Annotated in this window: 21 protein-coding genes; 11 read left to right on the top strand and 10 right to left on the bottom strand. The window is 69.3% G+C overall.

Going from position 1 to position 19755, the window contains the following annotated elements; translation table 11 throughout:
- Window positions 1-7: 7 nt before the first annotated feature.
- The 6 genes from BM198_RS12210 to BM198_RS12185 all read right to left on the bottom strand — a co-directional run bounded on the left by BM198_RS12210 (window position 8) and on the right by BM198_RS12185 (window position 5732).
- Window positions 8-1195 (bottom strand): HlyD/EmrA/EmrK family protein, encoded by a 1188-nt coding sequence (locus BM198_RS12210; RefSeq protein WP_044412098.1) that lies wholly within the window; start codon window positions 1193-1195, stop codon window positions 8-10.
- Between the two features lie 14 nt (window positions 1196-1209).
- Complete coding sequence (locus BM198_RS12205) at window positions 1210-2682, bottom strand: efflux transporter outer membrane subunit (protein ID WP_074970245.1); 1473 nt, start codon at window positions 2680-2682, stop codon at window positions 1210-1212.
- Window positions 2675-3151, bottom strand: coding sequence for a MarR family winged helix-turn-helix transcriptional regulator (locus BM198_RS12200; RefSeq protein WP_044412103.1), 477 nt, complete (start codon window positions 3149-3151; stop codon window positions 2675-2677). Before BM198_RS12200 ends, BM198_RS12205 begins: the two co-directional genes overlap by 8 nt.
- 194 nt (window positions 3152-3345) lie before the next feature.
- Window positions 3346-3585, bottom strand: a complete 240-nt coding sequence (locus BM198_RS12195; protein ID WP_074970243.1) for a glutaredoxin family protein — start codon at window positions 3583-3585, stop codon at window positions 3346-3348.
- A gap of 251 nt (window positions 3586-3836) precedes the next feature.
- A complete protein-coding gene (locus BM198_RS12190) occupies window positions 3837-5057 on the bottom strand; it encodes a DUF5610 domain-containing protein (RefSeq protein ID WP_074970241.1) in 1221 nt (406 codons plus the stop codon).
- A 102-nt stretch (window positions 5058-5159) separates the two neighbouring features.
- Window positions 5160-5732, bottom strand: a complete 573-nt coding sequence (locus BM198_RS12185) for a TetR/AcrR family transcriptional regulator (protein WP_074970239.1) — start codon at window positions 5730-5732, stop codon at window positions 5160-5162.
- Window positions 5733-5878: 146 nt separating this feature from the next.
- On the opposite strand from BM198_RS12185, the gene BM198_RS12180 reads away from it, so the two are divergent.
- From BM198_RS12180 to BM198_RS12170, 3 genes are all read left to right on the top strand, one after another.
- Window positions 5879-6478, top strand: coding sequence for a glutathione S-transferase family protein (locus BM198_RS12180; RefSeq protein WP_074970237.1), 600 nt, complete (start codon window positions 5879-5881; stop codon window positions 6476-6478).
- Between the two features lie 35 nt (window positions 6479-6513).
- Window positions 6514-7374, top strand: a complete 861-nt coding sequence (locus tag BM198_RS12175) for an MBL fold metallo-hydrolase (protein ID WP_074970235.1) — start codon at window positions 6514-6516, stop codon at window positions 7372-7374.
- A gap of 110 nt (window positions 7375-7484) precedes the next feature.
- Window positions 7485-8753, top strand: coding sequence for an OprD family porin (locus BM198_RS12170; RefSeq protein WP_074970233.1), 1269 nt, complete (start codon window positions 7485-7487; stop codon window positions 8751-8753).
- A 139-nt stretch (window positions 8754-8892) separates the two neighbouring features.
- Here BM198_RS12170 and BM198_RS12165 read toward each other — a convergent pair whose 3' ends face one another.
- From BM198_RS12165 to BM198_RS12150, 4 genes are all read right to left on the bottom strand, one after another.
- A complete protein-coding gene (locus BM198_RS12165; protein WP_074970231.1) occupies window positions 8893-9528 on the bottom strand; it encodes a response regulator transcription factor in 636 nt (211 codons plus the stop codon).
- Window positions 9525-10778, bottom strand: a complete 1254-nt coding sequence (locus BM198_RS12160; protein WP_074970229.1) for a sensor histidine kinase — start codon at window positions 10776-10778, stop codon at window positions 9525-9527. The genes BM198_RS12165 and BM198_RS12160 overlap by 4 nt, the downstream gene beginning before the upstream one ends.
- Before the next feature lie 220 nt (window positions 10779-10998).
- Window positions 10999-11421: a homoprotocatechuate degradation operon regulator HpaR gene (gene hpaR, locus BM198_RS12155; protein WP_044412130.1), complete on the bottom strand. Its 423-nt coding sequence runs from the start codon at window positions 11419-11421 to the stop codon at window positions 10999-11001.
- Window positions 11422-11475: 54 nt separating this feature from the next.
- A complete protein-coding gene (locus tag BM198_RS12150) occupies window positions 11476-12534 on the bottom strand; it encodes an extracellular solute-binding protein (protein WP_074970227.1) in 1059 nt (352 codons plus the stop codon).
- Between the two features lie 280 nt (window positions 12535-12814).
- On the opposite strand from BM198_RS12150, the gene BM198_RS12145 reads away from it, so the two are divergent.
- From BM198_RS12145 to BM198_RS12110, 8 genes are all read left to right on the top strand, one after another.
- Window positions 12815-13219 (top strand): GlcG/HbpS family heme-binding protein, encoded by a 405-nt coding sequence (locus BM198_RS12145; RefSeq protein WP_083422376.1) that lies wholly within the window; start codon window positions 12815-12817, stop codon window positions 13217-13219.
- A 279-nt stretch (window positions 13220-13498) separates the two neighbouring features.
- Window positions 13499-14797 (top strand): NAD(P)/FAD-dependent oxidoreductase, encoded by a 1299-nt coding sequence (locus BM198_RS12140; protein ID WP_044412138.1) that lies wholly within the window; start codon window positions 13499-13501, stop codon window positions 14795-14797.
- Between the two features lie 210 nt (window positions 14798-15007).
- Window positions 15008-15373: a cupin domain-containing protein gene (locus BM198_RS12135; RefSeq protein ID WP_044412141.1), complete on the top strand. Its 366-nt coding sequence runs from the start codon at window positions 15008-15010 to the stop codon at window positions 15371-15373.
- 74 nt (window positions 15374-15447) lie between these two features.
- Window positions 15448-16158 (top strand): helix-turn-helix transcriptional regulator, encoded by a 711-nt coding sequence (locus BM198_RS12130; RefSeq protein WP_074970225.1) that lies wholly within the window; start codon window positions 15448-15450, stop codon window positions 16156-16158.
- A 57-nt stretch (window positions 16159-16215) separates the two neighbouring features.
- Entirely contained in the window at window positions 16216-17037 is an 822-nt protein-coding gene (locus BM198_RS12125) for a molybdenum cofactor biosynthesis F family protein (protein ID WP_074970223.1), read from the top strand.
- Entirely contained in the window at window positions 17030-17824 is a 795-nt protein-coding gene (locus BM198_RS12120; RefSeq protein WP_074970221.1) for an SDR family NAD(P)-dependent oxidoreductase, read from the top strand. Before BM198_RS12125 ends, BM198_RS12120 begins: the two co-directional genes overlap by 8 nt.
- Window positions 17821-18585: an SDR family oxidoreductase gene (locus BM198_RS12115; protein ID WP_074970219.1), complete on the top strand. Its 765-nt coding sequence runs from the start codon at window positions 17821-17823 to the stop codon at window positions 18583-18585. The genes BM198_RS12120 and BM198_RS12115 overlap by 4 nt, the downstream gene beginning before the upstream one ends.
- A gap of 142 nt (window positions 18586-18727) precedes the next feature.
- Window positions 18728-19711 (top strand): helix-turn-helix transcriptional regulator, encoded by a 984-nt coding sequence (locus tag BM198_RS12110; RefSeq protein WP_074970217.1) that lies wholly within the window; start codon window positions 18728-18730, stop codon window positions 19709-19711.
- The last annotated feature ends 44 nt before the right edge of the window (window positions 19712-19755 follow it).

The raw sequence follows: 19755 nt of genomic DNA, 5'->3' as shown, positions 1-19755 counted from the left end.
CGCGGCCTCAGCGCAGGGCGGTGCGGCGGGCGGCATCCGGGCCGTTGGCGTGGATCAGCTGCTCGATCATGTGGTCGGCCTCGGCCAGCTGGCGCTGGTACACGTCGGTGGCGAACAGCGCCTGCTTGGGCGGCTGCTGGGCCAGGGCCGGGCCGCTCTGGTCGTGCAGGTCGACCTTGACGTTCATCGACAGACCGATGCGCAGCGGGTGCTCCTTGAGCTGGTCGGCGTTGATGCGGATGCGCACCGGCACCCGCTGGACGATCTTGATCCAGTTGCCGGTGGCGTTCTGCGCCGGCAGCAGGGAGAAGGCGCTGCCGGTGCCGACGCCGAGGCTGTCCACGGTGCCGCTGTACTTCACGTCGCCGCCGTAGAGGTCGGACTCGATCTCCACCGGCTGGCCGATGCGCATCTTCTTCAGCTGGGTTTCCTTGAAGTTGGCGTCGATCCACACCTGGTCCAGGGGGATCACCGCCATCAGCGCGGTGCCCGGCTGCACGCGCTGGCCGAGCTGCACGGTGCGCTTGGCGACGTAGCCGGTGACCGGCGCCACCAGGGTGGTGCGGGCCTTCTCCAGGTAGGCCTGGCGCAGTTGCGCGGCGGCGGCCTTCACCTCGGGGTGGGAGGCGATCACGGTGTCGTCCACCAGCGCGCTGCTGGACTTGAGCTGCTGCTGGGCGCTGGTCAGGGCGCTGCGGGCCGACTCCAGGGCGTCACGGGCGTGGGCCAGCTCCTCCTGGGAAATGGCCCCGTCCTTGGCCAGGTTGCGACGGCGGGCGAAGTCGGCGCGGGCCTTCTCCATCGCCACCTCGCGGGCGGCCACCTCGGCGCGGTAGCCGTCCACGCTGTTGTAGAGGCCACGCACCTGGCGCACGGTGTGGGCCAGGTTGGCCTCGGCACGCTGCAGGCCCACTTCGGCGTCGGCCGGGTCGAAGCTCACCAGCTCCTGGCCTTCCTGCACCAGGTCACCGTCGTCGGCGCCGATGCGAGTGACGGTGCCCACTGTCTGCGGGGTGATCTGCACCACGTTGCCGCCGATGTAGGCGTCGTCGGTGCCTTCGCTCCACTGGCCGACCAACTGCTGCCAGGCGAAGCTGGCGCCGCCGCCGATGACGATCACGGCCAGCAGGCCCAGCAGCAGGCGTTTGCGGCGGGGGTTGCCCTGTTCGGGGGTGTCTTGGGTTTCGGTGCTCATGGTCGGTGCCTCGTTCATTCGGTGGCAGTCGGCTGGCCTGCCTGGGCCAGCGGGGTGCTGTCGGGTTGGAAGCCGCCGCCCAGGGCCTGCACCAGGCGCACGGAGGCGTCGATGCGCTGGGCGTCCAGGCTGGCCAGCTGGCGCTCGGCGACCAGCAGCTGCTGCTCGACGCTGAGGGCGTCGAGGTAGTTGCCGATGCCTTCGCCGTAGCGGCGCATGGCCAGGTCGTAGTTGGAGCGGGCGATGTCGCGGGCCTCGCGCTGGGCCTCGATCTGCCGGGCCAGGGAGTCGAGCTGGCTGAGGTCTTCGCTGACATCCCCCAGGGCGCCCACCAGGGCCTTGTTGTACTGGGCCACCGCCAGGTCGTAGTCGGCGTCGACGCCGTCGAGCTCGGCGCGCAGGCGGCCGCCGTCGAACACCGGCAGGGACAGCGCCGGGGCCACCTGGTAGAAGCGGCTGTCGCCCTTGAACAGGCCATCCCCGCCCAGGGCGGCGAGGCCGAGCATGGCGCTGAGGTTGAGGTTGGGGTAGAAACCGGTCTTCGCCGAGTCGATGCCCCGGCTGGCGGCTTCCACCCGCCAGCGCGCGGCGACCACGTCGGGGCGACGGCCCAGCAGCTCGGCCGGCAGTTCCGAGGGCAGCGCCAGGGCCGCCGGCTGCAGCACCTGCGGACGCTGGATGGCGCGGCCGCGGTCCGGCCCCTGACCGAGCAGTACCGCCAGGGTGGTGCGATCACTGTCGATCTGCTGCTCGGCGGCCAGCAGTTGCTGGCGGGCGGTGGCGCGCTGGGATTCGCTCTGTTGCAGCTGCACCTTGCTGTCCAGGCCGGCGGCCATGCGCTGGCGGCTGAGGGTGTAGAGCTGCTCGGCACGCTTCACCTCCTCGGCAGCCAGGTCCCGCGCGACGAAGGCATAGGCCAGCTGGTTGTAGGCCCGGGCGATGTCGGCGGACAGCGTCAAGCGCGCGGCCTGCTGGTCCACCTCGGCGGCGCGGGCCTTGCCCAGGGCCGCTTCCCAGGCGGCGCGCCGGCCGCCCCAGAGGTCGAGGTCGTAGTTGAAGCTGAGGGACAGGTACTTGATGCCGGCGTAGTGCCCACCGATGGGCGCCGGCACCACGCTTTCCGGGGCGCTGGCGCCGGAGTAGCCGGCACTGGCGTTGACGCCGGGCTGGCGATCGGCATCGCGCACCTGGGCATCGGCCAGGGCCTTGCGGGTGCGGGCCGCAGCGGCCGCCAGGTCGGGCGAGCCGGCCAGGGCTTCGTCGATCAGCCCGTCGAGCTGGGCGTCACCCAGTCGGGTCCACCAGTCCTGGCGCGGCCAGGCGGCGGGCCCCACGGCGTGGCCGGCGAGGCTGTCCCCAGCGGCCAGGCCGGCCGGGTCGAGGCGCTGGCCGGCGGGCTCCAGGCCGCTGTAGCTGGCGCAGGCGCCCAGGGCCAGGCTGGCACCGAGCACCAGCCCCAGGCGCAGGGCGGGACGGCGTTCATTCATGGTTCGGGTCTCCGGCAGAGAGGAAGGGGTCGCGCCCCTGGAGGATCTTGCCCAGCAGCCCGAGCAGGGTGCCGAGCTCCTCGGCGGTCAAGGGGCTGGTCAGCTCGTTCATGGCGTCGGCGACGATGCGCGGGGTCTCCCGGCTCAGCGCCAGGCCCTGCTCGCTGAGGTGCAGGCGCACGCTGCGGCGGTCCTCTTCGCAGCGCTGGCGCAGCAGCAGGCCCTTCTTCTCCAGGCGGTCGAGCATGCGGGTCATGGAGCCGCTGTCCACGGCCAATTGGCGGCACAGGTCGGCCGGGGTGCTGGCGCGGCCCATGAAGATGAACACCAGCACCTTGAACTGCGCGGCGGTGATGTCCAGCGGGGCCAGGTGGAGGTCCAGCAGGCGGTCCTTGAGCAGCGCCGAGCGACCGAGGTACTGGCCGATGGAGCCGTTGAAGGGGTAATCGGAGGGGCTGTAGTGCTTCATTTCCTAATATCTGCCTAGGCAGCTATCGATGCGGCGATGTTACGCCTGAAGACACATTTGGCAAGACAGTCACTGTTGCGTTTGCGCGACAATCCGTTCCGCCGCAAACGGATTGATCAGCGGAAGCCCCGATTCAGGGCCTCGCGGCGGGGATGAAACGCGGGACGCCGGGCAGCCATCCGCCCGACCGACGGTCAGGGTTCGAGGAAGGCGGCGACCTGGGCCGCGTCGAACGGCCAGTTCAGCTCGGCACCGGTGTCGTTGCGGCGCAGGACGGGAATGCGCAGGGCGTAGGCATCCACCCACTGGGGCTGGTCGGTGATGTCCAGCACCTCCACCAGCAGGCCGTGCTCGACGAAGGGCATGAGCACGCTCTCGGCCACTTCGCACAGGTGGCATCCGAGGGTGCCGAACAGGCTGCATTCAGGAAGCATCACAAGGCTCGCGCAAGGGGAAGGGCGCGCAGTTTATCACGGCCTCCCGGCCCTTCTGGGGTACCTCTAAAAACGTAGGCGAGGCCGTCAGCGCAAGGCAAAAACAGGCGAAAAAGCGCAGTTTACGAGTTGTAAATGAGCAATTTGAGCCTGTTTTTAACGCCGCGATGACAACGCAGGTAGTTTTTAGAGGTGCCCTTCTGACGGGCGGGACAGACGGGAGCTGGCACGGCGCCAGCCCCCGCCAAGCATCAACTGGCCTTGGGCGCGCTGGCGTCGACCGCGCCCTTCTCGGCCGGGGTGCTGGCAGTGCCCTGCAGCAGCGGCGCCAAGCCTTCCAGCAGGCGGCTGTTGAGGGATTTGGCCTTCTCCAACTGGCCTTCGCTGAGGTTCTGGTTGAGGGAGAAGCCACCGTCCAGCAGTTGCTGCAGGGTGCCCTTGGCGTCGTCGCTGAAGGCCGCCGCGCTCTTCATCGCATCCAGCAGGCCACGGGCGTAGTCGCGCAGGGAGGTGTTCACCGCGCTGGCGGGCTGGCCGCCCTCCTCCGACACCGCGCCGTAGGTGCTGGTGGCCTGGGCGTAGGTGGTCTGGGACAGGTTGAGGGACATGGAGGCGAGCTGGTCGCCGTTCATGTTCAGGGCCAGGGCGCGGTCGAAGGCGCCGGACAGGTCGCCCGAGTAGAACTTGCTGGAGATGTCCTGCACCTGGCCGAGCAAGTCGGTGAGTGCGGCCTTCTCGTCGTCGTTGAGGTTGCCTTCGATCTGCACCGACCAGCCACCGATCTGCAGGCTGCCGCTGGAGGCGCTGGCCTGGGCACTGGTGCTGGTGGAGGTGCCGCCATTGCCCGAGGTGCGGGTGCTGCTGGCGCTGGCCGAGGTGCTGGACCAGTTGGCCGAGGCCTGGGCGATGGAGATCTTCAGCTTGTCGCCTTCGCGGGTGGTCACCTCCATGTCGAAGGTGCTGGAGCGGGCCACCAGGGTGCTGGTGCTGGCGCTGGCCGCCGTGCGGGAGACGCTGGAGGTGTCGCCAGCCGGGGCGTTACCCAGGCCATAGGTGCTGCCGATCCTGGCCAGGCCATCCTGCACGCGCTGGAAGGTGTCTTCGATGTCGCTGGCGATCTTGCCGCCCAGCACACCCATGCCCTGGAGGATCTTCTTGGCTTCGGCGAAGCCCTTCTCCACGCCCTGGCGGGCCTGGTCGAGCATCTTCTGCAGCTTCTCGGGGTCGGCGCCATTGGCCGCTTCGGCCTGGATGCGACCGCCGACGAAATCGAGGATGCGCCCGGCAACCTTGTCGGGGGTGTAGTCGTCCTGGGTCTTGCCGGCGAGGGTCGCGGGGTCGACGCCGAGTCGCTGGGCGACACGGTTGGCCAGGACGTTCTGAGCGTTGGTGGCGTTGCGGTTGGCGCTGTCGCTACGGGTCAGGTAGTTCGGGCGGCTGGTGGCCGAAGCCAGAGAATCGAGTGAGTTCATGGTGGCAGCCCCGTCTGAGCGGATGTACAGAATTTTTTGACGGCGACTACGGAAAAACCTTGAGGATTATTAAAGGGGTAACCGATGGACGGTCGGCTGCATTCATGCCTGCGGGTCGGGCACCCCGGCGGCGCGCAGCAGCACCTCGGCAGCGGCGCCGGCCTCCAGCGCCTGGTTACACGGCCCCTGGATATGCGCCATGGTGATGGCCCCCTCCAGCAGGTACTGCAGCTGGCGCGCCAGGCGCGCCGGCTCGGCCACCTCCAGGCGCTCCAGCGCCGCGCGGAAGTGCGCCTCGGCGTTGGCCTTGTGGGAGGCGGCGACGCGGTGGATGGGGTGGTCGCGGTCATGGAACTCGGCGGCGGCGTTGACGAAGGCACAGCCGTGGTACTCGGCCTCGTGCAGCAGGCCGTGCAGCCCCTCGAACACCGCCAGGATCGCCGTGCGCGGCGGCAAGTGCTCCAGCGCCCAGGCCATGCGCTCGCGGGGGGCTTCCATGCGCTTCTGCAGGGCGGCCTCGATCAGCTCGTCCTTGGACTTGAAGTGCTTGTAGAGAGTCATCTTCGCCACGCCGGATTCGGCCAGGATGCGGTCGATGCCGGTGGCATGGAACCCGTCGCGGTAGAACAGCGTAAGGGCGGTATCGATGAGCTGGTCGCGTTTGCTGGAAGCCATTGGAATCTCCTGGACGGCGCATTATGCGCATCCCCCGGCAGCGGCTCAAACCGCGTGGTTCGCGGTGTGGCGAAAAGAAGATTGAAATAAACAGACAGGTCTGTCTATTATTTTTCACCCCACCTCCACCACACGGATGACCTGCCATGCGCCTCCACGACTTCCCCCTCTCCGGCAACTGCTACAAGGTGCGCCTGTTCCTCGGGCTGATCGGCCAGGAGGCGGAGACCGTCTTCGTCAACCTGCCGGCCGGCGCGCAGAAACAGCCGGCATTCCTCGCCCTCAACCCGCGCGGCCAGGTGCCGCTGCTGGAGGATGACGGCCAGGCCATCGGCGATTCCCAGGCCATCCTCGTCTACCTGGCCAGCCGCTACGCCCCCGCCTGGCTGCCGCTGGACCCCCTGCCCCTGGCGCGGGTCGCCAGCTGGCTGAGCTTCACCGCCAACGAGATCCACCACGGCCCGGCCCAGGCGCGGGTGCTCAAGCTGTTCAAGCGCCCCGGCGACCTGGCCGCCGCCCAGGCCCGTGGCGAGCAGGTGCTGGCCCTGGTGGATGCCCACCTCGCCCAGCACCGCTGGCTGGCCGAAGGCGAGACCCCGAGCGTGGCCGACGTGGCGGCCTTCCCCTACCTGGCGATGGCCGGCGAAGGCGGGCTCGACCTGGCGCCCCACCGCCACCTGGGCGACTGGCTGGCACGCATCCGCGCCCTGCCGGGCTTCATCGACACGCCCCGCCTGCCGGGCTGATCGCTCACCCCCTCCCCTGCCAAGGACGCCGCACCATGCCCCGCTTCGCCCTGCTGCTGACCCTGCTGCTCGCCACCGCCTTAGCCCAGGCCGAAGGCCTGCGCTTCGCCCTGGTGAAGACCTCCGGCGCGGAAACCCTCGACGCCTTCACCGTGGAGGGCGGCCAGTGGACCCGGACCGTCCCGGTCAACCACACCGCCGTGCTCATCCAGCACCACGCCGCCACCCTGCTGCTGGACACCGGCCTCGGTCGCCAGGTGGACGCGCAGTTCGAGCAGGACATGCCCTGGTGGGACAAGCCGCTGTTCAAGTACCAGACGGTGACGCCCGCCCGCGACCAGCTGGACCGGGACGGCATCCGCGTCGACCGCATCCTGCTCACCCATGCGCACTGGGACCATGCCTCGGCCCTGGCCGACTTCCCCGAGGTGCCGGTGTGGGCGCCCTGGGCGGAGATCGACTTCAGCCACATCGCCACCCCGCCCGCCGTGCTGCCCAGCCAGTTCACCCATGGCGTGCGCTGGCAGCCTTTCGAGTTCGAGCCGACGCCCTACATGGGCTTCGACGAGAGCCTCGACCTGTTCGGCGACGGCAGCGTGGTGCTGGTGCCGCTGACCGGGCATACGCCGGGCTCGGTGGGGGCGTTCCTGACACTGGCCGACGGACGGCGCTTCTTCTTCACCGGCGACACCAGCTGGCGCCTGGAAGGCTTCACCGGCCCGAACGAGAAGTTCTGGGTCAGCCGGCAGATGGTCGACAACGACCGCGAAGGCACGCGGGCCCAGCTCCAGCGGGTGCATGAGCTGATCCAGGCCGACCCCGCGCTGACCGTGGTGCCGGCCCACGATGCCGCCGTGCAGGACCGTATTGGCTACTACCCGCAGTGGGTGGAATGACGCCACGACCAATGTCTAAGGTGACGAAATTGTTACCGGGTGCTTAATTTTTCCGCGTTGTAACAGGGCGGCCCCAACCACCCTGCAACCCCAACGAGGAGACAAGAACAATGAGCAAGACCTCGCTCGCGTCCGCCATCACCCTGGCGGCGCTCGGCACCGGCCTCACCCTGCCCGGCCTCGCCCAGGCCGACTTCCTGAAAGACAGCAAGGCCAGCGTCGAGCTGCGCAACTTCTACTTCAACCGCGACTTCCGCCAGCCGGGTGCCTCCCAGAAAAAGGCCGAGGAGTGGGCCCAGGGGTTCCTGCTGCGCTACGAGTCCGGGTTTACCGAAGGCACCATCGGCGTCGGCGTCGACGCCATCGGCCTGCTGGGGGTCAAGCTCGACTCCAGCCCGGATCGCAGCGGCACCGGCCTGCTCAAGCGCGACCGCGAGAGCAAGCGCGCCCAGGACGAATACGGCGAACTCGGCGTGACCGCCAAGCTGCGCGCCTCCAAGAGCGTGCTCAAGGTCGGCACCCTGATGCCCAAGCTGCCCAGCGTGCAGTACAACGACTCGCGCCTGCTGCCGCAGACCTTCAAGGGCGGCCACCTCAACTCCCTGGAGATCGACGGCCTGACCCTCGACGCCGGCCGCCTGACCCAGGTGAACCAGCGCGACTCCTCCGACTACGAGGACATGACCATCACCAGCGGCGGCGCGCGCGGCATCACCTTCCGCAGCGGCACCACCAGCGATGCGTTCAACTTCGGCGGGGCCACCTACAAGTGGAACGACAACCTCACCACCGGCTACAACTACGGCAACCTCGACGACCTCTACAAACAGCACATCTTCACCCTGGTGCACACGCTGCCGCTGGGTGACAAGCAGTCCCTGAAGAGCGACATCCGCTACGCCCGCTCCACCGACGAAGGCACCAGCAACGTGGACAACAAGGCCTTCGGCGCCATGTTCACCTACGCCCTCGGCGGCCATGCCTTCGGCCTCGGCTACCAGAGCATGAGCGGCGACACCGGCTACGCCTACATCAACGGCACCGACCCGTACCTGGTCAACTACGTGCAGATCGGCGACTTCGCCAACAAGGACGAGAAGTCCTGGCAGGCCCGCTACGACTTCAACTTTGCCTCCGTGGGCATCCCCGGCCTGACCTTCATGACCCGCTACCTCTCCGGCGACAACGTCGACCTGGGCGCCGGCAAGCCGGATGGCAAGGAATGGGAACGCAACACCGACATCGCCTACGTGTTCCAGGACGGCCCGCTGAAGAACCTGGGCGTGAAATGGCGCAACGCCACCGTGCGCTCCACCAACTTCGGCAACGACATCGACGAGAACCGCCTGATCGTCAGCTACGTCATTCCGCTCTGGTAAGACGAGCCGCCAGCGTTGAAAACGCCGCCCTGAACCGGGCGGCGTTTTTCATGGGCCGGTAATCACCGGCTCGGGACCAGGCGGATCATCGAGCTCAGCCTCGCTCGACCAGCCGAGCCCCTCCGAACCGTGGCGCCCCTCACCCCACCCTCAACACGCCCGTATCGATCGCCAGGTGCACCAGCTCCGCCTGTGAGCCGATCTGCAGCTTGTTCTTCACCATCGTCAGGTGGTTGGAGACCGTCTTGCCGCTGATGCACAGGTGCTCGGCGATGCGCCGTACCGGCATGCCACGCGCCAGCATGGTGAAGATCTCCAGCTCGCGCTGGGTCATGCCCGAAAGGCGCGGGTCGCCCGCTTCCCGGCTGGGGTGGCAGGCGAGCTGGGTGGCCAGGGGCTGCTCGATGTAGGCGTGCCCGGCGAGGATGCGCCGCACCGCCTCCATCAGCACCTCCGGCGAGGCGTTCTTGGTGAGGTAGCCCGAGGCACCGGCCTCCAGCGCCTGGCGGACCAGGGGCAACTCGTCGTGCATGCTGAAGAACAGCACCCGCAGCTGCGGCAGGCGCTGGCGCAGGCGGCGGGTGGTCTCCAGCCCGCTGATGCCGGGCAGGGTGAAGTCCATCACCACCAGGTGGGGAATGCTCTCCTGCACCGCCTGCAGGGCCTGCTCGCCGCTGGCCGCCTCGCTCACCTGCACCTCGGGCAGCAAGGCGCGGAGCAGGCTGGCGTAGCCCTGGCGCACCACCGAGTGGTCATCCACCAACAGAATCTTCATGGGCCCTCCAGGCCGTCCAGCGGCATGCTCACCCGCAACAGCCAGCCCCGGCCGGCGCGGGTACGCAGGCGCAGGCGGCCGCCGAGGCAGCGGGCGCGCTCGGACATGGAGCGCAACCCGATGCCGGGCTGCGGGGCACGCTCGGCGCCCCGCCCGTTGTCCCCCACCAGCAGGCACAGCCGCTGCCCGCGTCGCTCCAGGCGTACGCTCACGGCACTGGCGCCGGCATGCCGGGCGACGTTGGTCAGCGCCTCCTGCAGCAGGCGGTAGAGGTGCGCGCGCTCGCCCGGCGCGAGGGTCGGCAGCGACGTTCCCAGGTGCAGGCGCAGGGGAATGCCCTGGGCCTGCTGCCACTGCTCGGCGAGCAGGCGCAGGGCGTCGTCCAGGGCCAGGCGTTCCAGGGCGGTCGGGTAGAGGTCGCGCACCAGCGCGCGGAAGGCGGCCTGCATGCGCTGGCAGTTGCCCTCCAGGTCGTGCAGCACCGTGACGGTGCCCGGTGCCTGGCCGGACAGCGAGCGCAGCAGCAGCAACTGCGCGCGGATGCCCACCAGGTACTGGCCGATGTCGTCGTGCAGGGCCATCGCCAAGTGCTTGCGCTCGTGCTCCTGCAGGTCCAGCAGGGCCTGGGTGAGCGCGGCGTTTTCGTCGCGCACCCGCTCCAGGGTGCCGACCATGCCGTTGAAGTGCCCCACCAGGCGCTGGGCCTCGTCCAGCGGGTGCCCCGCCAGGCGTACGTCCAGGCGCCCTTCCGCCACCGCGTCGAAGGCCTGCTGCAGCTCCTCCAGCGCCTGCAGCCCGCGGGCCAGGGCCCAGCGGATGGCGGCCAGGCTGAGCGCCAGAGCCAGGGCGAACAGCACCAGCAGTTGCAGCACGCCGTTGCGTACCTCGTCGATGCCGTCACGGGGGTCGAGCAGCAGCCAGGCCTGTTCGCCGCCAGCCAGGGGCAGCGGGTCGCCCACCGTCGCGGCCGGTGGGAAGGGCCAGCTCGGGGCGCTGCGGGTCAAGGGCGACGAAGCATTCATCGGCAGGCGCACGATCTGCAGGTGCCGCAGCCCGGCGGCGAGGGCCGAGTCGAGCACGTTCGGGTCCTGCTCGGCAGCCTGGCGCAGGTAATGGGCAGCGGCCCGCTCGGTGGCCAGTTCCTCGGCCAGGGACTGGGCCCCCTGGTGCACCAGCACCAGGCTGCAGAGCAGCGCCACGGCGGCGAAGCAGAGGCTGACCCAGAGCTGGATGCGCAGGGCCGTGCTCATGGCCGCGCCTGCTCCGGCTGGGCGCTGGGTGGCTGCGGGCCGTGCAACCGGTCCAGGCCGATCAGGGTGATGATCAGCAGCAGGGGCAGCAGCAGGGCCTTGAGCACACGCATGGCCGATCCTCGAGCGGATTTTCCGATGCGCCCATGCTAGGCGTACCCCCGGGCGAGCCGATTACTACCTTGGTACCGGTCGCGCTCCTACTTTGGTCAGCCGAGGGTCAAGGGCGGATGCCCTTGAGCTCCTGCAGCAGGGCCAGCAGCTCGGCGAGCTTCTCCGGCCCCAGGCGTTCCTGGATGCGCTGGTAGTTGCGCTCCATCTCCACGCTCATGGACTCGAAGCACTGCTCGCCCTTGGGCGCCAGGCTGACCAGTACGCGGCGCTGGTCCTGTTCCTGCTTGCGTCGGCGCACCATGCCGTCGCGCTCCAGGCGCAGCAGCACGCCACTCATGCTCGGCTTGAGGATGCAGGCCAGCCGCGCGAGGCGGTGGCTCTCCATCTCGCCGTTCTGGCGCAGGATGCGGATCACCCGCCACTGTTGCTCGGTGAGGCCGTGGAGGTTGAGTTGCGGACGGAAGAAGCGCATGGCGGCTTCGCGGGCCTGGAGCAGGCTGAGGGTCAGGGATGTGCGGGTGTTGGACATGGGTCTGGTGGTTCGGAAAAATTGTTCACAGTTTAACGATCAAGCCTTCAGGCGTCACGGCGCGCGGGCGGCCTTGACCTGGGCCCAGACCTTATCGAGGGCGGCCTTCTGCTCGGCCGTCAGCCGTTCGAGCAGGTAGAGGCGGCGCCGCTCCTCGGCCTTGAGCACCTGCATCGGGCGTTCGCGGGCCAGTTCGGCCTGCTCGGCGGAATCCGCCGGCAGCGGCGAGTAGAACTGGCTGGCGCGCGCATCGGCCAGGGCGTTGCGGGGCTCTAGCAGGAAGTCGATGAAGCGCAGCGCCAGGTCGGGCCGCTGGGCGTTGGCGGGGATGGCCAGGCTGTCGATGAAGACCATCGCGCCCTCGTCGGGAATGCGGTACTGCAACGCCGGGTTGCGGGCCGATGCGGTGAGGGCGTGCCCCACCCAGCCCATTGCCAGGCACAGCCGGCCTTCCGCCAGGGCGGCGATGTAGGCCTCGTTGTCCAGGTAGCGGGCCTGCCGGGCGATGCCGGGAAACGCCTGCAGGCCTCGCTCGATCTGCCGGGGGCCTTGCAGGGCGAGGCTGCGGCCGCGGTAGTTGAACCAGAGCGAGGCCGTCTCTTCCGGGGCGTCCAGCAGGGCGATGCCACAGGTGGCCAGGCGGGCGGCCTGGTGCTCGTCGAACAGCAGGCTCCAGCTGTTGGGCAGGGCGCCGCCGTAGGCCGCTTCGGCCGGCCCCGGGTTGATCACCAGCCCCACCGAGCCCCAGAGGTAGGGCACGGCGTAGCGATTGGCGCCGTCGATGCCCGCGAGCATCGCCAGCAGGCCCGGGTCGACCTGGCGGTAATGGCTCAGGGCGCTGGTATCCAGGGGCTGCAGGCGCTTCTCGCGGAGCAGCCGGGCGAGCTGGAAATGCGACGGCACCACCACGTCGAACGCCTCGCCGGTGGCCAGGGCGGCATCCAGCTCTTCGGCTGCCGTCATGGTGCGGTAGTCGACGCGGATACCGGTCGACTGCTGGAAGGCCTCGAGCACCTGGGGCTCGATGTAGTTCTTCCAGTTCAGCACCCGCAGCACCTCGTCGGCGCGGGCATCCAGGGCCCACACCAGCAACAGGCCGGCCAGCACTCTCATTGCGCGACTCCTTGCGGCAACCGGCGATGCACCGGGACGCGCCATTAGGCCGGGGCACGGGGTGCCCGTCATGTCGCTGCCTGCCACGGACGCTTGTCCCTGCCTGCCGCCCTGCCCGGCTGCACGACCAGGCATTGCCGCCACTCGTTAACCTATTCATGATCGGGCACCGCCCAGCCCGGAGTCGCCGCCATGCCCGCCCCGCTGTACCAGCAGACCCACCTCGGCCTCGCCCTCGCCATGCGGGCCCTGCACGCCACCCTGGAGGCCGCCGAACAGCATGGCGCGCGTCAGCATCGCCGTGGTGGATGCCTCCGGCCTGCCGATCCACACCGCCCACATGGACGGCGCCCCCCAGCCCAGCCGCGACATCGCCCTGCACAAGGCCATCACCGCCGCCGGCTTCGGCGTCGCCACCAGCGCCTGGGACCAGCGCCTGGCCGCCTGCTCCCCCGGTGTGCGCCAGGGCCTGCCCCTGCAGCCGAACCTGGCGCTGTTCGGCGGTGGCGAGCCGTTCTTGCATGACAGCAGGGTGATCGGCGCCATCGGTGTCTCCGGCGCCTCCGAGGCCATCGACGCGGCCTGCGCCCAGGCCGCGTCCCAGAGCGTTGCCCGGCACTTGTCAAACCTGGACAAGAACCCCGGCACTGAGGAACAAGACGCCATCCCCCGCAGCGGCTCCTAATATCCGTCGTCAGGCACGGGCCGCTCGGCGCGCCGCTAAAAATGTAGGCGAGGCAGTCAGCGCAAGGCGCAACGACCAACGGGAGTAACAGCCGAAGGCTGGCCCGAAGGGCGCGCACCAGCGCGTCAAACAGGCGAAAAAGCGCAGTTTAAGTGCGGTAAATGAGCACTTTGATCGGACTCGCGCACGAGGCTGTTTTTAACGCCGCGATGACAACGCAGGTAGTTTTTAGAGGTGCGCTTCGGCGCCAGCCGTCCCCCCACTGTCCAGGCTGCAGTCATGATCAACATCGAGACACCCACCTACTACACGGCCACCAAGAAGTACGACCTCAGCTTCCCCACCCTCCAGCAGGACCTGGAAGCGGACGTCGTCGTGATCGGCGGAGGTTTCTCCGGCATCAACACCGCCCTGGAGCTGGCGGAAAAGGGCATCACCAACATCGTGGTGCTGGAGGCCCGCTACCTGGGCTTCGGCGGAACCGGCCGCAACGGCGGGCAGATCATGGCCGGCATCGGCCACGACCTGGAGAAGATCCGCCACGACGTGGGCGAGGACGGCCTGCGGCAGATCTTCGAGATCAGCGACATGGGCGCCGACATCATCAAGGGCCGCATCGCCAAGTACGGCATCGACGCCGACTTCTGCCACGGCTACGGCTACATGGGCTTCAACGCCCGCCAGGAAAAGACCCTGCGGGCCTGGGAGAAGGAGTTCAAATCCCTCGGTTCGCCCCACGAGATCCGCTTCCTCGGCGGCTCGGAGGTGAAGCAGATCATCGGCTCCGATGCCTACAGCAGCGCGCTGCTGCACATGGGCGGCGGCCACGTGCATTCGCTCAACCTGCTGCTGGGCGAGGCCAAGGCGCTGGCCAGCCACGGCGTGAAGATCTTCGAATACAGCCCGGCACTGGAGGTGACCTACGGCGAGCGCATCACCGTGCGCACCGGCCAGGGCTCGGTGAAGGCCAGCAAGCTGCTGTGGGCCTGCGACAGCTTCCTCAACAAGCTGGAGCCCGAGCTGCATCGCACCACCATCAACACCTACGCCTTCCAGATGATGACCGAGCCGCTGTCCGACGAGCTCATCCAGCGCATCAGCCCGATCCGCGGGGCGTACAGCGACATCCGCCCGGTCATCGACTACTACCGCGTGACCAACGAGAACCGCCTGCTGTTCGGCGCGGCCACCCCCTTCGTCGAGCACATCCCGCGCGACCTGAAGGCCTGGAACCGCAACCTGATGCTGAAGATCTTCCCCTACCTCAAGGACGTGAAGATCGACCTCGCCTGGGGCGGCCCCATGGCCTGCAGCGCCAACCTGTTCCCGCAGATCGGCACCCTGCCCGGCCGGCCCAACGCCTTCTTCGTTCAGGGCTACTCCGGCTTCGGCGTCACCCCCAGCCACATCATCTGCAAGGTGCTGGCCGAGGGCATGAGCGAAGGCTCGGCGCGCTACGACCTGATCAGCTCAGTGCGGCGCATCAACATCGTCGGCAAGGACCAGCTGCGCCCGCTGCTGCTCACCGCCGGCAAGTCCTGGCACCAGGTGTCCGGCTTCTGGACCGGCCGCCGCTAACAGTGATCGACGCGGCTGAGCGTCGGCGGTACGGCGTTGGGATCGGCCTTGGAATGCTCATTCACAGATGTGAACTCCGCTTCCGCAGCCGCTCCCGCCTTGTACCGCTCCAGCTCGCTCGCGCCGGAAGCGTTGAGAACACCGTAACTCCCGCGAAGCGGGAATCCATCAAGCAAACACACTTTTTCATCACTCGCAGGAGCAACTGCCATGTCCCTCACCCCCATCAAGAACGGAATCACCCTGGCTGAACTGGATGCCTGGGGCACCGTGGCCGACCTGGGTTCGGAAATCCTCGAAGGCGAGGTCAAGGCCTTCGGCAAAATGACCGCTGGTGCCCCCACCGACCCGGTCAGCGCCGCCTACTTCGGCACCACCGCCGGCAAGTTCCGCATGACCTACCCCTTCAACGAGCAGGCTACCGTGGTCAGCGGCGAGGTGATCCTCACCGACGAATCCACCGGCCAGACCACCCGCTTCAAGGCCGGCGACAGCTGGTTCGTCGCCAAGGGCACCCCGGTGCTCTGGGAAGTGCCCGGCGACGGCTTCGTCAAGCACTACTACGCCGTGGCCTGAACCACCCGGCCTGCCCCACGGGGCAGGCCTGCGGCCCTCACCCGCGAGCGGCCGCCCAGCGCGAGGAACCCGCCATGACCGCCCCCCGCGACCCCGCCGGCTTCGCCCGGCACTGCCTGAACACCTTCACCCACTTCGTCCCCGCGTCTGTCGCCGCCTTCTACCGCATCGACGACCAGTTGCAGGCCCACGACTTCCACCTGCTGCACATGCAGCCGGGCATGCACACCGACTACCTCAACCACTACCGCCACCTCGACCCGCTGCAGCCGCAGACCTGCCAGGCCATCGGCCTGCCCGTGGTGCCACTGCGCACCGGCCAGGCCCACCGCAGCGACGCGGACAACCGCCAGTACCTCGGCTTCCTGCGCCAGCACCGGGTGATCGACGTGGTGGAAGTGATCGCCCGCGCCGGCAGCCGCCCCATCGCCGGCCTCTCCCTGCTGCGCCATGAAGGCCTCCCCGCCTTCGAGCCGACCGAACTGGCCAGCCTCGGCGCCCTCCACGGCCTGATGCAGGCCGGCGCCGAACACCTCGCCCCCCTCCCCCCCACCCTGCCCGAACTCACCCCCCGCGAACGGGAGATCGCCCTGCTCCTGCGCGACGGCCTCGGCAACAAGGCCCTCGCCCGCCACCTCGACCTCGGCCTGCCCACGGTCAAGACGCACCTGCTCAACCTGTTCCGCAAGGTGGGCGCGCGCAACCGGACGGAGCTGGTGGGGATGTTGTTTCTTAACCAGTCCCCAATCAAAGCCTCCGACAGAAAACCTCAACCATCCGGTTGATACCCGCCCCGCCCGCCAGCGCGGACCATGGAGGCTCCATTGAACAAGGAGCTTCCCATGACCGCATCAACCGACTGGATCACCGTAGGCGCGCTGGCCGAGGGCTTTGCCCCGGGGGCGTTCATCCTGCCCAACCTGGCGGACCTGGATGGCCGCCGCTTCGAACTGGTGTTCGAGAACGGCTGGCGCATCGCCCACGTCTTCGCCGAGGGCCAGCTGGACTGGGCGCTGGCCGACGGCAGCGCCAGCGGGCGCTCGCCCTACCGCGCCACGTCGGTGCGACCGGGGCTGTACCTGGTGGACTTCATCAAGCACGAGAACGGCCAGGCCTGGTCGGTGAGCCTGGTGCTGGACACCCTCAGCCAGTCCTTCACTACGGTGCTCGGCCAGTTGCCCCAGCGCGAGGCCACCGAGCAGGGCCTGTACCGCCGGGCGCTGGAAGGGCGCGACCTCACCGACGTGTCCGTGCAGTTCCTCCACGGCACCCTGGACCGCCCCTGGGAGCCGGGCGCCTGCCCCCACGCGCCGACCGCCGAGCTGGTGGGCCTGCGCAACCGCTACCGCTACAGCCCCACCGAGGTCTACGAGCACATCTACCTCAACGATCAGTTCTACACCTGGCAATGCCTGGCCGGCGTCGAGCAGGGCCTGTGCGACACCGACCGCTGCCACTACTACCGCATCGCCGACGAGCTCTACCTGTTCGTCTGGCGGGAGAAGATCGTCCCCACCCTGGGGCTGGTGATGATCGACCTGAAGGCCCACCGCAGCGACGGCAAGATCTTCGGCTATGCCGATGCCGACTTCGCCGCCCTCTCCAACTTCCCGGTGAGCTCCCACTGCGACGTGCTCAACCGCACGGTGTACGGCGATGCGTGAGCGCACCGTCCTCATCACCGGGGCCGGCACCGGGATCGGCGAGGCCTGTGCCCGGCGCCTGGCCGAGGACGGCGCCCAGCTGGTGCTGGTGGGGCGCCGCCGTGAGCCGCTGGAGCGGGTCGCCGCTGCCACCGGCGGCCTGGTGCTGGTGGGCGATGCCGCCAGCAGTGCGGACTGGGCAGGCTTCGTCGAGCGCGTGAGGGCGCGCTTCGGCGGGCTCGATGCGCTGATCGCCTGCGCCGGTGGCCACGGCCTGGGCAGCGCGACCCAGACCGACGACGAGGCCTGGAACAGCGCCCTGCACAGCAACCTCGGCAGTGCCTTCCAGAGCGCCCGCGCCTGCCTGCCGCTGCTGCTGGAGCGGCGCGGCAGCATCGTCCTGCTCGGCTCCATCGCCTCCCTCGCCGCCGGCCCTGAGGTGTGCGGCTACACCACCGCCAAGCACGCCCTGCTGGGCCTGAACCGCTCGCTCGCGCGGGACTACGGCCCCCACGGCGTGCGGGTGAACTGCGTGTGCCCGGGCTGGGTGCGCACGCCCATGGCCGATGCCGAGATGCAGCCGCTGATGGCCCATTACGGCGAGGACCTGGACAGCGCCTACGCCCGCGTCACGGCGGACGTGCCGCTGCGCCGGCCGGCCTGGCCGGAAGAGATCGCCGCGCTGTGCCGCTTCCTGGTCAGCGACGAGGCCTCGATCATCACCGGCGCGACCCTGGTGGCCGATGGCGGTGCGACGGTGGTGGACGTCCCTACCCTGGCCTTCGAGCGCCTGGGCGGTGCGCCATGAGCGGCGCCTTCGGCGGCAAGACGGTGCTGGTCACCGGCGGCGCACAGGGCATCGGCCTGGCCATCGTCGAGGCCTTTTCGGCAGCCGGGGCGGAGGTGCTGATCGTCGACCTCCAGGCCGCACCGGCCGAGGCAGTGGCCGCCCGGTTGCGTGACCAGGGCCGGGTAGCCCGCGCCTACGCGGTGGACCTGGCCGAGCGCCGCGCCATCGAGGCGCTGATGGCCGGGCTGGAGCGCCTGGACGTGGTGGTGCACAACGCCGCCTACTTCCCCCTCACGCCCCTGGAGCAGCTCGACGAAGCCCGGCTGGCGCGCACCCTGGCAGTCAACCTCGGCGCGCTGTTCTGGCTCGCCCAGGGCGCCCTCCCGCTGCTGCGCCGGGCCGGAGGCGGCAGCCTGCTGGTGACTTCCTCGGTCACCGGCCCGCGCGTCGCCTACCCGGGGCTGACCCACTACGCCGCGTCCAAGGCCGGGGTCAACGGTTTCATCCGCAACGCGGCCCTGGAACTGGCGGGCGACCGGGTGCGGGTAAACGGCGTGGAGCCGGGGATGATCCGCACCCCGGCGATGGCCAACCTGGGGGACGCCGGCCATGCCGCCGCCATCGCCCGCAGCGTGCCGCTCGGGCGCCTGGGGGAGCCCGCCGACATCGCCGGCGCCATGCTGTTCCTGGCCTCCGAGCAGGCCGCCTACATCACCGGCCAGACCCTGGTGGTGGACGGCGGCGCCACCCTGCCGGAAGCCCCCGGCGCGTTCGTCTGAACACCCCCACCATCCTGCATTTGCAGGATGGTGGGGCCTGCCGGCGCTGGGGATACTGGCGCCATGGCCCTGCCCCGTCGTCCCGACACCGGCCGCCCACTGATGACTACAAGAACAACAAAGTCGCAGCGAGGTGCTTTGCATGTCCGCACTCACCGATATCCAGATCACGCCCCGGCAGATCGGCGCCTACAACGCCCTGCTGCTGGACCTCACCCGCCTGGCCCAGGAACGCGCCATGCAGCGCTTCCACGCCGGCGTGCTGTCGCGCCTGCGCCAGCTGATCGACTTCGACAAGGCCTGGTGGGGCCGTGCCGCCCTGATCGACGGCCTGCCCTGCGAGCACAGCACCCAGCTCTACAACCTGCCCAGCCATTACCTGGCGGACTGGCAAACCATCCGCGACCAGGACCCGACCGTGCAGCGCACCCACGCCGACCCGGGCCATTCGGTGATCATCGACACCCAGTCCGACGCCAGCTCCCCCGGCCTGCGCTGGCTGGGCCAGCGCCACGGCTTCCGCGAGCTGCTCTGCGGGGTGCACATGGACCCGCAGAGCCGCCTCAGCGTGCACCTGGCGCTCTACCGCCGCGAGGGGGCTGCGCCGTTCAACGCCCAGGAGCGCTTCCTCTTCGACCTGTGCATGCCGCACCTGGTGGCCGCCGAAGGGCTGAACCAGCTGCGCAGCCTGGTCACCCACCGGGAAAGCCTCGAAGGCCCCACCGCCACGGCGCTGGCGGTGGGCGACCGGCACGGCCTGCTGCACTACGCCGAGCCCGGTTTCGTCGACCTGCTGCTGGGGGAGTGGCCGCAGTGGAACGGGCCGCAGCTGCCGGACGCGGTCAGGCCCGAGGGCTTCAGCGGGCGCAACCTGTGCCTGCAGTCCAAGCAGGTCGGCGACCTGTTCCTGCTCAGCGCCCGCCGCACACCGGCGATGGCCCGCCTCAGTGCCCGCGAAGCGGAGATCGCCCAGCGCTTCGGCAGCGGCCGCACCTACAAGGAAATCGCCCGTGAACTGGGCGTGGCGCCCAACACCGTGCGCCATCACATCCGCAGCATCTACGACAAGCTCGGCGTGAACGGCAAGGCCGGCATCAGCCAGCTGCTGCACCGCGCCCCGGGCTGACGCCCGCCCCTCCCCCTGTCTGCTCCACCTGCCGGCCCGCCCGG

The organism is Metapseudomonas otitidis (assembly GCF_900111835.1).
GTDB lineage: Bacteria > Pseudomonadota > Gammaproteobacteria > Pseudomonadales > Pseudomonadaceae > Metapseudomonas > Metapseudomonas otitidis.
Note: the sequence above shows the minus strand (reverse complement) of the source record. Positions and strands in the feature narration are given on the sequence as shown.

Coding starts and splice junctions, on each gene's coding strand:
- BM198_RS12205 (WP_074970245.1), bottom strand. CDS start 2,682: ATGAATGAACGCCGTCCCGCCCTGCGCCTGGGGCTGGTGCTCGGTGCC.
- BM198_RS12160 (WP_074970229.1), bottom strand. CDS start 10,778: ATGAGCACGGCCCTGCGCATCCAGCTCTGGGTCAGCCTCTGCTTCGCC.
- BM198_RS12210 (WP_044412098.1), bottom strand. CDS start 1,195: ATGAGCACCGAAACCCAAGACACCCCCGAACAGGGCAACCCCCGCCGC.
- BM198_RS12200 (WP_044412103.1), bottom strand. CDS start 3,151: ATGAAGCACTACAGCCCCTCCGATTACCCCTTCAACGGCTCCATCGGC.
- BM198_RS12125 (WP_074970223.1), top strand. CDS start 16,216: ATGACCGCATCAACCGACTGGATCACCGTAGGCGCGCTGGCCGAGGGC.
- BM198_RS12150 (WP_074970227.1), bottom strand. CDS start 12,534: ATGAGAGTGCTGGCCGGCCTGTTGCTGGTGTGGGCCCTGGATGCCCGC.
- BM198_RS12170 (WP_074970233.1), top strand. CDS start 7,485: ATGAGCAAGACCTCGCTCGCGTCCGCCATCACCCTGGCGGCGCTCGGC.
- BM198_RS12190 (WP_074970241.1), bottom strand. CDS start 5,057: ATGAACTCACTCGATTCTCTGGCTTCGGCCACCAGCCGCCCGAACTAC.
- BM198_RS12175 (WP_074970235.1), top strand. CDS start 6,514: ATGCCCCGCTTCGCCCTGCTGCTGACCCTGCTGCTCGCCACCGCCTTA.
- BM198_RS12165 (WP_074970231.1), bottom strand. CDS start 9,528: ATGAAGATTCTGTTGGTGGATGACCACTCGGTGGTGCGCCAGGGCTAC.
- BM198_RS12180 (WP_074970237.1), top strand. CDS start 5,879: ATGCGCCTCCACGACTTCCCCCTCTCCGGCAACTGCTACAAGGTGCGC.
- BM198_RS12130 (WP_074970225.1), top strand. CDS start 15,448: ATGACCGCCCCCCGCGACCCCGCCGGCTTCGCCCGGCACTGCCTGAAC.
- BM198_RS12135 (WP_044412141.1), top strand. CDS start 15,008: ATGTCCCTCACCCCCATCAAGAACGGAATCACCCTGGCTGAACTGGAT.
- hpaR (WP_044412130.1), bottom strand. CDS start 11,421: ATGTCCAACACCCGCACATCCCTGACCCTCAGCCTGCTCCAGGCCCGC.
- BM198_RS12145 (WP_083422376.1), top strand. CDS start 12,815: ATGGCGCGCGTCAGCATCGCCGTGGTGGATGCCTCCGGCCTGCCGATC.
- BM198_RS12120 (WP_074970221.1), top strand. CDS start 17,030: ATGCGTGAGCGCACCGTCCTCATCACCGGGGCCGGCACCGGGATCGGC.
- BM198_RS12185 (WP_074970239.1), bottom strand. CDS start 5,732: ATGGCTTCCAGCAAACGCGACCAGCTCATCGATACCGCCCTTACGCTG.
- BM198_RS12115 (WP_074970219.1), top strand. CDS start 17,821: ATGAGCGGCGCCTTCGGCGGCAAGACGGTGCTGGTCACCGGCGGCGCA.
- BM198_RS12140 (WP_044412138.1), top strand. CDS start 13,499: ATGATCAACATCGAGACACCCACCTACTACACGGCCACCAAGAAGTAC.
- BM198_RS12110 (WP_074970217.1), top strand. CDS start 18,728: ATGTCCGCACTCACCGATATCCAGATCACGCCCCGGCAGATCGGCGCC.
- BM198_RS12195 (WP_074970243.1), bottom strand. CDS start 3,585: ATGCTTCCTGAATGCAGCCTGTTCGGCACCCTCGGATGCCACCTGTGC.